This window comes from Arsenicitalea aurantiaca, assembly GCF_003994485.1.
In the GTDB taxonomy this organism is placed as follows: domain Bacteria; phylum Pseudomonadota; class Alphaproteobacteria; order Rhizobiales; family Devosiaceae; genus Arsenicitalea; species Arsenicitalea aurantiaca.
Window position 1 is genome coordinate 394,039 of sequence record NZ_RZNJ01000004.1, and the last position, 15,315, is coordinate 409,353.

Annotated in this window: 4 protein-coding genes; 2 read left to right on the forward strand and 2 right to left on the reverse strand. The window is 64.7% G+C overall.

What is annotated here, in order from left to right; genetic code table 11:
• Positions 1–17: 17 nt before the first annotated feature.
• Positions 18–806 carry an efflux RND transporter periplasmic adaptor subunit gene (locus EMQ25_RS13155; RefSeq protein WP_127189038.1) on the reverse strand — a complete coding sequence of 263 codons (789 nt, stop codon included), beginning with the start codon at positions 804–806 and terminating at the stop codon, positions 18–20.
• A gap of 31 nt (positions 807–837) precedes the next feature.
• Complete coding sequence (locus EMQ25_RS13160) at positions 838–2,322, reverse strand: TolC family protein (RefSeq protein ID WP_127189039.1); 1,485 nt, start codon at positions 2,320–2,322, stop codon at positions 838–840.
• Positions 2,323–2,997: 675 nt separating this feature from the next.
• Between EMQ25_RS13160 and EMQ25_RS13165 the strand changes: the two genes are divergently transcribed.
• Positions 2,998–14,964, forward strand: a complete 11,967-nt coding sequence (locus EMQ25_RS13165) for a beta strand repeat-containing protein (protein ID WP_127189040.1) — start codon at positions 2,998–3,000, stop codon at positions 14,962–14,964.
• Positions 14,965–15,000: 36 nt separating this feature from the next.
• Positions 15,001–15,315: a DUF3467 domain-containing protein gene (locus EMQ25_RS13170; RefSeq protein ID WP_127189041.1), complete on the forward strand. Its 315-nt coding sequence runs from the start codon at positions 15,001–15,003 to the stop codon at positions 15,313–15,315.

The window sequence follows — 15,315 nt, forward strand, 5'->3', positions numbered from 1 at the left end:
CCCGCGCCTCTCCGCCCTTAAGGCGCAGCGGTCTCGGCGAGCCCGCATTGCTGGCCGGCAAGGATCTGCCGGTCGGAATTGTCGAGCGCCAGCTGCACCCGCAGGATGCCCGTGCCCGCATCCGACACCGGGTCGACCGCGGTCACGGTCGCGGTGTGCCGTGCTTCGCTCGGAAACCGCGCCAAAATCTCGACGGTCCGCCCGTTCGTCCAGCGCTGATGGCTCTCGGCCGAAACGAAGAGCTCCACCCGCAGCCGGTCGATGACGACGAGCCGCATCACCGGCTCCCCGCCCGCCGCTTCCCCGACCGAGGAAAGCCGCTCCAGCACCACCGCATCGGCAGGTGCCGTGATCCGCGTCTGCGCCAGCGCGACCTCGGCCCGGTCCACTTCGAGCCGCGCCTGGTCGAGCGCCGCGCGTGCCGCTTCAACCTCGATCAGCGCGATCTCGTGGCTGCCGAGCACCTGCTCCCACTCATCGGCCGTCATCAGCTTGGCGTTGAACAGCGGCCGGTTCCGCTCCACCGCGCTCTGGGTGAAGTTGACGCGCACCTGCGCCTGCCTCAGCGCGCTCTCGTCGCCCGCTCGCGCGCTGACGGTCGCCAGATACGCCCGCTGCAGCGCGTCGTTGAGCTGCACGAGCAGCTGCCCCTCGGCCACCGTCTCGCCGCGTTCGGCATGGATTGCGGTGACGATCCCCTCGGTGGGGGCGGCCAGTTCGATCGTCTCCCAGGGCAGGATCAGGCAGCTGACCGCGCTCTCCTGGCCCATCGCCGGCAGGCTCACGCCGGCCAGCGCCCACAGCACCAGCCCCAGGCGCCGAGCTATCGTCTGGCCCTTAAGCACCGCCCGAGAACAGCGCGATGTCGGCTTCGCTGAGCCCGCCGACGAGATATTTGATCGTCAGCCACTCGCGCAGCATCTGGAACTGGGTCTGCTGGCGCTGCCGCTCATAGGCGGCCTGTTCGAGCCGGGTCTGCAGCCCCTCGGTATTGACCGCATTGGCCTCGGCGATGCGCCGGTTGATGAGGTAGATGATGTCCTGCCCGCGCGCCAGCGTGCGCTGGTCCATGGCGAGCCGCTGCCGGGCCGCATCGTAATTGGCATGCGCGCGGGTCAGCATGGTGTCGATCTCGCGGCGCGTCAGCGCCAGCTCCTCCACCACCTTGGCGTGGCGCGCTCGGGCCGGCAGGCTCTGATAGCCATTGCCCTCCGCATTGAAGATCGGCACCTTGAGCTCGATCCCCGCCACGCCCTGCACAGTCGTCGAGCCGCCGCCGAACTGGCTGCCGCCGCGATCCTCGTACTCATAGGTCCCGAAGGCGTTGAGCCGCGGACCGAAATCGGCCGCGCTCGCCCGGTAGAGCTCCTCGGTGAACATGTCGAGCTCGTACTGCTTGGCGAGGTACTGCACATTGTTGCGCAGCGCCAGCGTGCGCAGATCGTGCAGCTGGTTGGCCGGCAGCACCACGTCCGCCACCCGCACCTGCCCGCTGACCGCACCTACATTCATCCCGGTGAGCTCGTAGATCCGGCTCATCGCCATCTGCCGGCGCGCCTTGTGGTCCACCAGCTGGCCCTGCATGTCGCTGACCTGCTGCTCGAAGCTCAGCGTCACTTCCGGCCGGCCGCTGCCGGCGGCCTGCAGCTGCCGCTCGACATGGGCGCGATTGCCCACGAGCCGCAGGCGCTCCTCATATTCGGCGATCACCGCATTGGCTTCGGCGATGTCGATATAGGCCCCGATCAGGTCGCGGATGAACATCTGCGCGGTGCCGATATACTCGACATAGGATTTGCGCTGCGCGACTTCGGTCTTGCGGTAGTTGAAGAGGATCTCGAGATCGAGGATCGGCACCTTCGCTTCGAGCGCGGCATTGTAGGTGTTGTAGACCGCCCGGCCCTGCTCGAAGACCTCATTGTCGGAATCGAGGATGTTCTGGTTGGTGCGCACCGCGCTCACCGTCCCGCTCAGCCGCGGGAAGAAGCGCATGGCCGCATTGACGAGCTCGGCGTCGGCCACGTCCGTCTGCCGCTGCGCGATGCGGATATGGTAATTGTTGGCAATGCCGTTGGCATAGAGCGTCCCGAGGCTCACCGCCGATGCGTTCTGCGCCCGCAGCGCCTCCTGGTCGGCGGCCAGCGCCATCACTTGGTCCGAGGTCGAGGCGTTCATGCGCACGCCCTGCTCGGCAACGCTCGCATTCCAGCGGGCTAGGTCGCCATTCACCGCCTGTGCGGAAATGAGGCCGGTCTGGTGCCCGCACCCGGCCAGAAGGGCCGCCGCCAGCAGACTAAGGGCAAAACCACGCGCGCTCGCCATGTTCAGACTTCATTATGCTTAAAAAAGGGTCGGCTTCCGCTCTATCCTGCGTCGCGCGCCGCTGTCAATAAACCGGCCCTTGTCTACAAGTGCAAGGGTCGTCGATCGCCAATGAAAAATGGTTAATCTCGAATTAACGGTCGATTATCAAAGCGCTCAGACGCGGACGGTGACTTCGCAATGCGCTGTAAGACTGTAAAATATCAAAATCACAAGCATAGACAATGAAGAAAAGTGCGCCGATGAAATGCGATACGTGAAAGATAGCAGTCGATCGAGAAAGCAGCGATCAGTCGTCAGCTGCCGAGACTGAAGACCGGCGCCCTTGCCGGGCACGGTCGGGGAAGTTTCGCTGAGCCCCTCAAAACATCTGCAGCAAATAGAAAAATAAATGCGGAAGTAGAACGCGCCGACGCCTCTTCAGGCGCACAAGCACAACAGGGCGAAATCGTGGCGAAAACCTGTCAGCGCCGTCTCAAAATTTTTTGCACAACCTATGCAACCCTAAGACAGAACTGCATTTTTTAGCTCTCTCCTGCACATGCGCCCGCATTGAAATAATCCTGTGATCGTGATGATTTCGAGGCTGGGCCGCCGCGTGCGGCCGAATCGTATTTTCTGAAACTATTGCCGTCCGTGCCCGGGACTGATCGGGCAGTGCAGGGGCTGTCGAAGATGACCAAGGTTCTGAAGGCTCTGGGCGCGCGCGCCCGTTTCACGGCCCTGCATGCGGCGCGGGCCGAAGCCCGCCACCGGCATCGCGCAGCAGTCGCCGCGGCCTCCCGTGCCCGCGCGCCCCAGCCCGACATCGTGCCGCTCGAGCCGCGGATCATGATGGATGCCGCCGATCTCGATCTCGGCTTCGCCGCCGCCTTCAACGCCCAGTTCGCCCAAGACAATACCGAGGCCATCCGCGACCTGCTGACGCTCGCCGGCGATCTCTCCTCAGAAATGGGTGCGCTCGGGGACCGGCTGAGCGGCCAATTGGGCGCGGCGCTCGCGGGCGCAGTCGATCTTTACGCCAATCCCGACGACAATCCGTTTCTCCTCGATCGCACCGATCCTTTCGCCAACGTCTTTGCCTCGCTCGGCACGCTGGGGCAGAGCTTTGGCGAAGCCATGCTTGCCGATGTGCGGGACGGGCTCGGCAGCGAACTCCAGTCCATCCTCGATACGATCCGCGGCCAACTCACGTCTGAACTCCAGGGCAAGGTCGCCGGCGAACTCGGAGCGCTCGATGAGGGCTACCGCGCCGAAGTCGATGCCCGGATCGCCGCCGATATGGCGGGCTTCGGCTTCTCCGATCTCTTCAATCCCAGCGCGCTCTTCCAGACCGTGCTCGGCAATGCCGCCGAACTGGCCAATTCCTTCGCTTCGGTCGATCCGCTCAGCACCGAGCCGCCAGCCGATCTCATCACCAGCGCCGAGATCGAAAGCTTCACGACCGAGCTGCGCACGAGCCTCCTCGACACGGCTGCCTCGGCGATTGCATCCGGCCTCGACCAGAATTTCGTCGTCCCCAATTTCGTCCTCACCCTCGAGGACATCATGGTGGGCGACAAGACCATCATCGACTTCAAGAGCATTGCGAGCGAAACCGATCCCGACGCGATCCTGACCGATCGGATCGGCGTCGATATCCTCATCGGCAATCTCCTGCCCGATCTCAACGGCATCTATGACGCCATGGGCATCACCGTCGGCACGATGACCGACTGGTCCGCCTTTGCCGAGCTTTTCGCCGGCACCACGCTCTCCTTCGAAATCGGCGCCTCGAGCGTTCAGGGCCCAGAGATCGCCGCCGGCGCCTATCACCAGTCCGTCACCGTCACCGTTTCAGGTTTTACGGGCGCCGATGGCGCGACGCTCGAACTGGGCGGCGCGCCCGACGGCCTCGGCGACCGCGTCGACGGGCTCGGGCTCAATGCCGGTCTCGTCGGCGGCGTCGTCACCGGCATGGATTTTGCCCGCTTCGGGCTCGATTTCGGCGATACCGCGCTCTCGCTCAGTTTCTCGACGACCGACTATGCGCTCAACGCCGAACTCACGCGCGATGGCAGCGCGCTCGGGGCCGATGACGACGTCTTCGCGCTCTCTGTCACCGAAGTGGGCGGCACGTCCGCCGTCCCCTTTGATCCGGAAGCCGATTACGCGCTCGCCGCGATCGATTTCCGCGCCGCCATAGACTGGGGCCTCGCCCATATCGATGGCGCCGACTTCGTCGATCAGGGCCATGTGGCGCTCGCCGGCACCTTCACCCTTGCCGGCGGCACGACCGGCATCGCCTCATCGGTCGCGACCACCGCCCAGCTTCTCGACGGTACGACCGACATTTCGGTGGGCCATGAAACCGAGCTTGCCGAGATCGCAGCGTTCGCCGAAGGGCTGATGGCGCTCGATGGCACCGAGCTCGTCGAAATCATGCGTTCCATGGCGTCGAGCCTCGATATCGTCTTTGCCTCGCGCCTCCTCGATCTCGACCTGCCCTTCCTCGAGCAGATCGATCTCTCCAAACTTGCCAAGGCCTATCAGCAGATCGTCGATCGCCTGCTCGAGCCGATGGAGGTCGATCTCTCGGTGCTGGGCCTGTCCGCCGGCACCAATGAGGCGATCGGCAACCTCCTCCAGCTCAACGGCCTGCCGGTCGATTATACCGATGGCTCGGTGCTTGCCGCGCTTGGCGGGGAAACCGTCACCTTCTCCATCGCCGTCACGGTCGGGGGTGTCGCCTATCCCTACAATGTGGCTCTCGCCATCCCTGCGGATGGGTTTGCCGATCTCGCTGCCCTGGGTGCCGCGCTGAAGCTCGCGCTCGCCGCGACCCCGACCCCGCATCTCCAGGCCCCGAATGCCGAAGACGGCGATCCGGTCCCGACCCTTGCCGACATGCTCTTCGTCAACGTCGTGCGCGGCACGCTCGAGCTTCGCGGCTCGGGCATCGAAGGCTTTGCCATCCTCGCCGCTGCAGCCTCGGCAAGCGGCAATGTCATGGGCCAGCTCGGCCTCGAAGTCCGGAACAACACCGTCAGTACCGGCACCCCGCTCACCGGGGGCAGCCTGTCGGGGCTCCTCAACGATCCCTGGCTCAGGAATTATCCGCTCTCGATCTCGGTCGAGCGCACCATCACCACTGGCAGCGGGGAAACCGAAGAGAGCGTCACCGACCTCTTCCGCACCATCACGCTCAACGCCCCCCTCGGCGGCTGGGATGCTGCAAGCCTCGCCGAGGCGCTCGAGGCTGCATTCGGCGGCGTCGGCATCGAGATCGACGTCGAGGCGGGATCGGACGACAACCTCGTCTTCACGGTCACGAGCACGCAAAACGTCTCCTACACCATCGCGCTCGACGTCTCGAAATCCACCGTCATCTCGAGCCTGGACGGGCTGCAGGCCTTCGTCTCGGGCGCCCTCGGCGCCTTCATGCCGTCCGCCGATGTCGTGCTCGACGTGCGCACGGGCGAGCTGATCCTGAAGCTCCCCGAATTCGGCATGGGCTTTACGAAAGAGTTCACCCAGACCATTTCGGGCGGCCTCGGTGATCTGGCGAGCCTCAACCTCTCGGCAGATTTCAGCTTCTGGGCCGATATCGCCTTCGGCTTCGATGTCGGCGTCGGCCTTTTCGGGCTCCTCGGCACCGGCAGCGGGTCCGGCCTTTCGGACAACGTCTTCCTCGAAAACGTCGCGCTCAGCGTCGCCCTCGGCGCTTCGGCGGCCAACATCACCGGCGCCGGAAAGCTCGGCATCGTCGAGGTCGCCCTCGGATCCGCGGGCAACAGCTTCGAGATCGGCGCCGCGCTCGATGTCAGCCTCGTCGGCGAAAAGGATGGCGTCTATTCCGAGCGCCTCACCATCGCCGAGCTCCTGCAAAAGGCCAACAGCACCGCCGGCATAGCCGGGCTCATCGGCCAGCTCGATCTCGTCGGCACGGTCGGCGCTGATGGCGCCTTCGCCCGGCTCGTCCTCTCCGATCTCGATATCGCGGTCGCTGGCGTCGGCGGGCTCGGCAGCATTCTGCCAAGCTTCACCGCCAGCCTCATCGACGTCACCGCGCCCACCGACTGGGCCTATGATTTCGGCGAAAGCGCCCTCACCAGTCTCATCACCGGGCTCGGCAAGGACGATTTCATCGACACGCTCTACAACGCCCTGATCCTCGTCAATCAGGTGCTGGGCGGGCTTTCGGATGATCTGGGTTTCCTCGGCGAGGAAATCCCGGTCCTCGGCATATCGGTCGTCGATGCGCTCAATTTCGCCGAGGAAATGGCCGCCAAGCTCCAGGCCTTCAAGTCCAACCCCAATGAGGGGCTGAACCAGATCTCGGGCGCGCTCGCCTCCGCCTTCGGGCTAGGCAGCGACGAGTTGATCCTCGTCTGGGACGAGGGTGTCTTCTACGTCTCGCTCTCGCTCGGCTTCCTCGAAGGCGCCGGGCTTGCCTATGATTTCTCGCTCAACCTCGAGGAGCTGCTGGGCAGCTTCGCGGGCAGCGACGCGACCCTCTCCGCCATGCTCGGTGTCGTTTCTTCCCTCGCCAACGTCACGGGCGAGGGCCGGCTGGTGCTCGACGCCAATGTCGGGTTCGACCTCACCTTCGGCATCGAGCTGCCCGGGCTCGCCGGCGCCCAGTTCGATGCGGTCACCGCCGCCACCGCGCTCACCGCGCTTGCGGGCGTCAGCCAGGTCACCTTCAACTCCGCCCAGTCCGGCCATCAGGGCCGCGACATCATGGTCTCGGTCGAGCGCAAGGACGGGCCGGGCAGCCCCACCACCTACAAGGACTACAAGATCGAGCTCGACGGCGCCCAGACCGTCGGCGAGGCCCTCAGCAAGATCCACGCCGCGCTCGCGGCCGATGGCGGCATCGCCATCGTGCTCCACCATGCCGATGGCACGACGACGACCCTCGAGGCCTCCGATTTCGCCGATGGCACGCTGACGGGCGCCGCCGCCGCGGCCGACATCGCAAGCATCGCCTTTGTCGAAACCTCTGTCGTCCCGACCAATTATGCCGGCGTCAACACCCTCTTCGGGGACACGGACAACGCCGCCGATTTCGAGGCGGTCGATGGCGTCGTCACCGGCAACGCCCTTTCGGGGCTCAATCTCGACGCCGCGCACAGCTTCCGCATCATCGTCAATGGCGCGGACCCCGTCCTCATCACCATCCCGGCCCTTCCGACGGGCGATGATCCGCGCACGCCCGCCGATTTCGTCGCCGCGATCAATGCCGCGCTTGCCGCCACCATGGTCTCGCGCGCCGATATCGGGCTCGGCATGCCGGTCGACCTGCCGCTCGCCAAGCTCCTCATCGCCGATCTCACCGTCGATGGCGCGCTCCGGCTCACGGCCACCAATTTCGCCGAGGCGATCGGCAAGGATCCCATCAGCTTTGCCCTCACGGGCCTTGCCGCGGGCTCGGCCCAGATCCTCGTCCACAATCTGGGCGGCTCCAATCTTGCCACCGCGCTCGGCTTTGCACCCAATGGCTTCGGCGAGGCCGCAAGCGGCGCCTTCACCGTCCGCGGCGCCGATCTCGCCGCCAAGACCGAGACCGGCGGCACCCGCGCCTTCATCGTCACCGATGCTATCACCGTGGGCGGGTACGAGCTGCGCGGCACCGGCATCGCGCTCGATTTCATCGCCGGGGTGGAGGAGGGGCTCAACATGCGCCTCGCCCTCGGCCCGCTCTCGGTCGATGTGGTCAACGGCAAGGCGCTGGTCTGGAGCGGCGACGAGGCCGACCGCAATGCCTATATCCGCTTCGGCATCAATGATGCGGCCGACAATTACCTGCAGGGCGAGGACGCCGCGCTCGATGGGCGGCTCTACTTCTCGGCCATCGCCGATCTCTTCTCGTCCGACGCCCCGATCAGCATCGGCGACATCGTCAGCTTCGAAGCGCTCGCCCGGCTCGATGTCGTGCTGCCGCTGCAGGCGTCGCTCGGCCTTCTGAGCCCCGACACTGACCGGCTGACCCTCGGGGTCAACCTCTTCGAGACGACCGATAGCGGCCTCGTCGGCTTCCTGCCGGCGCTGGTCCTGCCGAGCCTCACCGCGTCTGACTATGTCAGCTACGAAATCCCCTCGATCGATTTCGAGGATTTCCTCGCCAATCTGAACCCCTACGCGATCATCAACGATCCGCTGCTCCTGGCCAACGGCCTCGACAGCATCCTCAAGATGATCGACAAGACGCTGCGCAACGTCATCAACGTGATGAACCTGCCCGTCGTCGGCAGCACGCTCACCCAGGCGCTCGGCTTCTTCGACGACATCTCGCGCGTCATCGTCCAGCCCATCCTCGAGGCCGCCTCCACACCAAAGGCAGACGGCACGCTGCCCACCACGGTCGATCTTCTCACCGGCCTCGTCAACGACACGATCAAGGACCTCTTCGGCGTCGAGGACGACGTCATCCGCGCCTATTTCAACACCGATCAGGACAATCCCTACCTCGTCGCCGAGCTCTATATCGACGCCATCCTCTTCAGTGCCGTGCTCGATGTCGGGTTCGATCTGGGCATTCCGGGGTTCAACCTTTCGGTCGGGGAATCCTCGGCTCTCGAGTTCACCGTCAATGCCGCGATCAACCTCGCCTTCGGCATCGACAAGATGGGCTTTTTCTTCCTCAACGACGAAACCGACCCCGAAATCCTGCTGCGGGCGATCGTCACCACGTCCGAAGGCTTCGTTGCCACCGCCTCGCTCGCGGCGGTCGGCCTCGCGCTCACCGCCAACGCCATCCAGCGTGGCGACGATACCTATTATGGCGTTCTGATCGGCGGCGAGATCGCCATCGACCTCTTCGGCAGCCTCGGCCGCGATTTCACCGCGCCCGGCACCGAGGCGACCGACTGGCTCGACCGCTACGACAAGCTCGTGCGCATCAACGAGCTGTCGACCAGCAAGTCCGCAACCGGCGAAGGCAACAAGACCGTCTCGATCCGGGGCGAATTCTTCGTCTCGATCGACATGGCGATGAAGACCAGCATCGTCAATCCGGTCACCGGCCAGACCATTGACGAGCTCCCCAGCGCCATCGCCGATTTCGTCCTCGACGCCCGCTACGAGATCGGCGGCGAGCTCGAAATGGAGACGCTCGAGTTCCGCAATGTCGGGCTCTATGCGGGCGACTTCCTCGTCAACAACGTCCTGCCCGTCGTCGAGCAGATCTACAAATATGTCGAGCCGCTCTACAACATCGTCCAGTTCCTCAAGACGACGGCGATCGGCGGCTATTCGCTCTATTCGATCCTGCAGGACACGGTGGGGCGGATCTATCCGGCCGCCCTCTTCATCTTCGATGCGCTCGATACCCTCAATGATGTGATGGGCTTCATCAACGGGCTGAGCCAGTCCGGCGGCATCATCTATTTCGGCAGCTTCTCACTGCTCTCGCCCGCCAGCAGCACCGGGGTCATCGACACCTCCAACAGCCGCGCCATGGGCAATCTGCGCCCCGGCAGCGATACGGGCACGGGCAGTTCCCTCAACCTCGATGGGGCGATCGCCAACAAGAAGCCCGGCATCGCCTTCAACTTCCTGCTGTTCGAGGACGTGTCCAACGTCCTCAACCTCATCACCGGCAATCTTGCCGATGTCGAGCTCTTCGAAGTCGACCTCACCCTGCTCGACATCACCATCAACATCGACATCGTCAACATCATCAAATCCGCCGTCAGCTTCCTGCCCGGCAAGGTGATCGATGTGTTGTTCGGCGGGCTCTCGGCGAGTTTCTACTTCCATGCCGAAGCCGGCATCACGATCGGCTACGATCTCTACGGCATCGCCCAGTTCCTCGGCACGGGCGACCCCGTCGATATCCTCGACGGCATGTATTTCGATTCCTTCCGCCCGCTTTTCGGTATCGAAGCCAGCTTCCATGCCCGGGTCGGCATCAACCTCTTCGTCATCAAGGCCGGCCTCGAGCTCGCGGGCAATTTCGCCTTCCAGCTCGATTTCAACGATCCCAATCAGGACGGCAAGCTGCGCTTCGGCGAGATCGCATGGGTTCTGACCGACGGTCCGGGCATCACCTCGCTCATCGAGGGCCAGTATCGCTGGGGCCTCTCGCTCTCGGTCTATTTCAAGATCAACCTCTTCTTCACCTCCTTCGGCGGCTCCTGGAAGATCATCGATGTCGGGGGCGGCGGGCGCTTCGGCTATGATTTCCTCGCCAATCCCGTCTATCTCACCAGCGATGGCGATGGCGTCACCACCGTCAATGTCGGCGCGCGCGCCGGCAGCGCCATCGGCGGCAGCCCGGACGACATCAGCGACGTCATCTACATCAACGATCAGGGCCAGATCGTCGTCAACGGCCGCGCCATGAATCTGGGCGGCACGCAGACCCTGCTGATCTATGCCGGCGAGGGCGACAACGTCATCGACCTTTCGGGGCTCTCGAGCCACATCTCCTTCCAGATCTTCACGGGCTCGGGCAACGACACCATCACCGTCGGCAACAATCAGGGCATCATCTCGGCGGGCGATGGCGACAACGTCATCCGCTATGTCGCTCCGCCCGCGATCAATGCCATGGCCGGCTTTGCCATGTTCGGCGCCCTCTATTCCCCGCTCGCGGTCAATCCACTCTCGCCCACGGCGCCTGCGGGCACCGGTACGGCCGCGGGCGTGCCCGTGGCGGGTTCCGGTTCGATCTACGGCCAGATCCGCGAGCAGATGGGTGATCGCGACCTTCCCGCGGCGACGAGCCAGGATCTCGTCATCGTCCTCGGCAGTGGCAACAACCGCGTCGAGATGGCCGACAGCACCGGCGACATGATCGTCGTGGGCGACGGCAATTTCGAGATCATGCATGACGGCAAGCTCGTCGCCTTCAGCGAGTGGCTGCAGAGCCGCTTCCAGGGCAAAACCCCTGACGAGGCCGGCATGGCCGAAATCCGCGACAAGGTGAATGCGGCGATGTCGGGCTACACCCCGACCGCCCAGACCAAGGCCTCCAGCCAGAGCGTCTATATCGAGACCGGCACCGGCAACGACATCATCTTCGGGGGCAATGGCAACGACACCCTCATCTCCCATGGCGGCAACAACATCGTCTTCGGCGGCGGCGGCGACGATTTGATCGATCTGAGCGCCGGCAGCGGCGACAACTGGGTCGAGGGCGGCGCAGGTGCCGACATCATCCTCGGCGGTTCGGGCAATGACGTGCTCTTGGGCTGGGGACGGTTCGACCTCGACACCACCGATGCCGAATATCTGGTGGCGCTCGCCGATCGCATTGCCGGCCTCAACGTCACCGATACCGCCAAATTCGTCGCCGACTTCCGCGCCCTCGTCGAAGGCACGATCCGCGACGATGGCGGGGACTGGATCGAGGGTGGCGCCGGCGACGACATCATCTCGGGCGGCCATGGCAATGACATCCTCCAGGGCGGCCTGGGCAATGATCTGATCTTCGGTGGCTCGGGCAACGACATCATCGCAGGCGGCACGATCACCATCACCGTCGGCGGCACTCTAGTGACGACCCCGCAGGTCAATTTCACGCCCTCGGGCGCCTACACGATCAGTGCCGACGCGATCGCCGATGGCGATGACCGCCTCGTGGGCGTTTCGGGCTCGAACGTGCTCATCGGCGGCGCCGGCGATGACGTGCTTGAAGCGGGCGGGCTCAACAACGTCATGATCGGCGATTTCGCCGAGCTCGGCTTCACCCAGACCGGCAAGCTCATCCTCGTGCGCTCGACCCATATCGAATCCGATCTGCAGGGCGACGATATTCTGGTTGGCGCGGGCCTTGCCGACGTGCTGGTCGGCGGCGGCGGCCGGGATCTGCTCTCGGGCGGGCACGGCAACAACATCCTCATCGGCGACAATGCCGAAATCCGGGGCAATGATCTCTATCGCGGCATCACCGAGATCAGCTCGATGATCAGCACCCGCGATGACGCCGACGTCATCTATACCGGGCTCACCGCCTCGATCATCATCGCAGGCGGCTCGCGCAATGCCGAAGAAGGCGACTACATCGAGACCGGCCTCCTCTACGGCTTCGAAGACCTCCGGGCAAAGGCGGAGGGCATGATCATATTCGCCGATTACGGCGATGTGCGTGCCTCGGGCGATTTCAGCCCCTATCTCCTCACCACCGTGTTCGACGCCGGCGACAACGACGTCATCAACACCGGTGGACGCGATGAAGTCCAGAGCGGCAGCGACATCATCTTCGGCGGCGCCGGGGATGACTGGATCTCCTCGGGCGATGGCAATGACGTCGTCTTCGGGGATACCGGCACCTATCGCTTCGAAGCCGCCAAGAACGGTTCGCGCGGCCAGACCACGCTCAGCACCGATCACGACGCGACGGGCAACACCCGCTTCGGCGCAACGAGCGCCGCGGCTGGCAATTCGAGCACCATTGCGGGCGCCGACACGGTCTCGGCCGGCAATGGCGACAACATTGTCCTCGGCGGTGGCGGGGCCGACACCATCTCGACCGGTTCGGGCTTCGATGTCGTCCTCGGCGATCTGGGCACGGTCACCCTCTATGGCCGCGCCCTAGCCGGCGCACCCGATCTCACTGCCGAGACGCAGCTTGCCCGCGAGGGCACCGATACCGAGGGCTGGAGCGACACCATCATCACCGGCGGCGGCGACGCGATCGTCATCGGCGGCGATGGCGGCGATGTCATCCGCCACACCCCGGACGGGCTCGGGGGCGAAGGCACCTTCGCCGTCATCGGCGATTTCGGCGTCCTCAATGCAGCGATCGCCGGCGGCCACGCCCGCATCAACGACACCGGCCCGGACAATTCCGGCTTCACCCTGCGCGACATGGCCTCGACCCACAATGATCTGGGCGGCAACGACCACATCTTCGGGGGCGCCGGCCGCGAATTCATCATCGGCGGCGCAGGCGACGACCACATCGAACTCGGCGATGGCGACAAGATCGTCCTCGGGGACGCAGGCGAGATCGACAATGTCGGCATCGACGGGATCGGGGTCGTCCGCTCCATCGATTTCGCCCTCGGGGGCGACGACACCATCATCCTGGGCGACGGGCACAATCTCGTCATCGCCGGCATCGGAGATGACCACGTCACCACCGGCGATGGCGACGACCTCGTCATCGGCGACAATGGCGAGATCACCTTCACCGCGCTCGCATCCCAGAACGAGCGGCGTTCGGCCATGGGCCTTGCAACCGAGCTCGGCGGCAATGACGTCATCGCCTCGGGCGGCGGCGCGGACGTCGTCATGGGCGGCAATGGCGATGACCTGATCGATCTGGGCGCCGGCAACGACATCGGCATCGGGGACTGGGCGATCGTCGATTTCGACGCCCGCTCGCTCACCACCCAATCCCCCGATCAGGGCGGCAACGACCGGATCGGCGGCGGGGATGGCGATGACATCATCATCGGCGGGCATGGGCACGACGTGATCGCCGGCAATGGCGGGGCCAATGTGGTGATCGGCGATTATGCCGGCCTCACCTGGGACGATACGCACGCCCCCTTCGCGCTCAAGACCCTCACCCTCGAGGCCATCGCCCATTGGGGCAATGACACGCTCTACACCAATAATGGCCGCGGCGAGCATGAAGGGCTCGGCTCGGGCGACACTGCGGATGGCAATTCCATCGCCATCGGCGGGCGCGGCGACGATGTCATCCATGGCGGCGAGGCGAACGATTTCGTCCTCGGCGACTGGGGCATCTTCGATCTCCTCGATCCCGCCCTCCATCCGGGCCAGAGCGCGTTCGATCGCATCCGCTCGGTCGAATCGACCGAGTACTGGGTGGGCGGCCACGACGTCATCCACACCTATGGCGGGCGCGACATCGTCATCGCCGGCTATGGCGACGACTACGTCGATGGCGGGGAGGGCAATGACCTCATCCACGGCGATGACGCGATCTACGTCAACTTCCACGATGGCTGGGAGCTCCTCGAATCCCGCTTCCCCTTCAAGGGCGGCGACGACGTGCTCAAGGGCGGTGGCGGCAACAACATCATCCTTGCGGGCTTCTTCAATTTCGGAAAGCCCGGCGCCGGCGACCTCATCTATGGCGACACCATCCGCGACTGGCTGATGGGCGATGAGGGGAGCGTGCTCATCCACAACGGCATCGTGGTGCGCTTCAACTATCTGGGTATCGCGCCAACCGACCTCATCAGCACCAACCAGCTCGGTGCGTCCGCCGGCGTGCTCATGCGTCCCGTCTACGAGCGGGGCCTCGCCGATGGCGGCTATTTCGACCCCTGGGCGGTGCTCGACGGGGACCGGCTCACCGACCTGCCGCCCATCCCGCCGCTCGATCTGGATCCCGTGGCCGATGTCGAGCTCTACCGGCTCGACGCCATCCTGCGCGCGCAGATCCTCTCGCCCGACATGCTGGCGCTCATCGCCCTTTACCAGCGCGGCGGCATCGGCTTTGAGGATCTCGAGATCGAACTGCGCGAGGCGATCCTCATGGCGCTCTTTGATCTTTACGGCTACAGGCTTCCCGCCTCGGTCGAGATCATGCTCGAGCGCTATATGGAGCTTCTGGCCGAACACCTTATAATCGGGGAAAACACCATTCCCGCCGATGGGGCGTCGGCCAATCATGGTACCGCCGTTGAGGCGTCCCAAACAGCGCCTGCCGGCGGCAACCGCCCCGCGGCAGGCTGACAGGGCCGCAAGGCCCCAGACCCTTAGGAGTGACTGATGAACGAGACCACCATCGATGCCCTCGCCTCGGCCAATGCGGGCGGGGAGAACCGCGGTGTCAACATCACCTGGAACGACGACAACATCGAAAGCAAGTATTCCAACATCGCCACCGTCACCGCGACGCGCGAGGAATTCTTCTTTCTCTTCGGCACCCACCAGAACTGGCGCGGCGTCGAGGACGGCAAGTCCGTCGAGGTCCAGCTCTCCAACCGCATGGTGCTGAGCCCCTATGCCGCCAAGCGCCTGCTGCTCATCCTCAACCAGACGGTCAAGGCCTATGAAGCCCGTTTCGGCGAGGTCAAGCTCTAG

Coding starts and splice junctions, on each gene's coding strand:
- EMQ25_RS13170 (WP_127189041.1), top strand. CDS start 15,001: ATGAACGAGACCACCATCGATGCCCTCGCCTCGGCCAATGCGGGCGGG.
- EMQ25_RS13165 (WP_127189040.1), top strand. CDS start 2,998: ATGACCAAGGTTCTGAAGGCTCTGGGCGCGCGCGCCCGTTTCACGGCC.
- EMQ25_RS13160 (WP_127189039.1), bottom strand. CDS start 2,322: ATGGCGAGCGCGCGTGGTTTTGCCCTTAGTCTGCTGGCGGCGGCCCTT.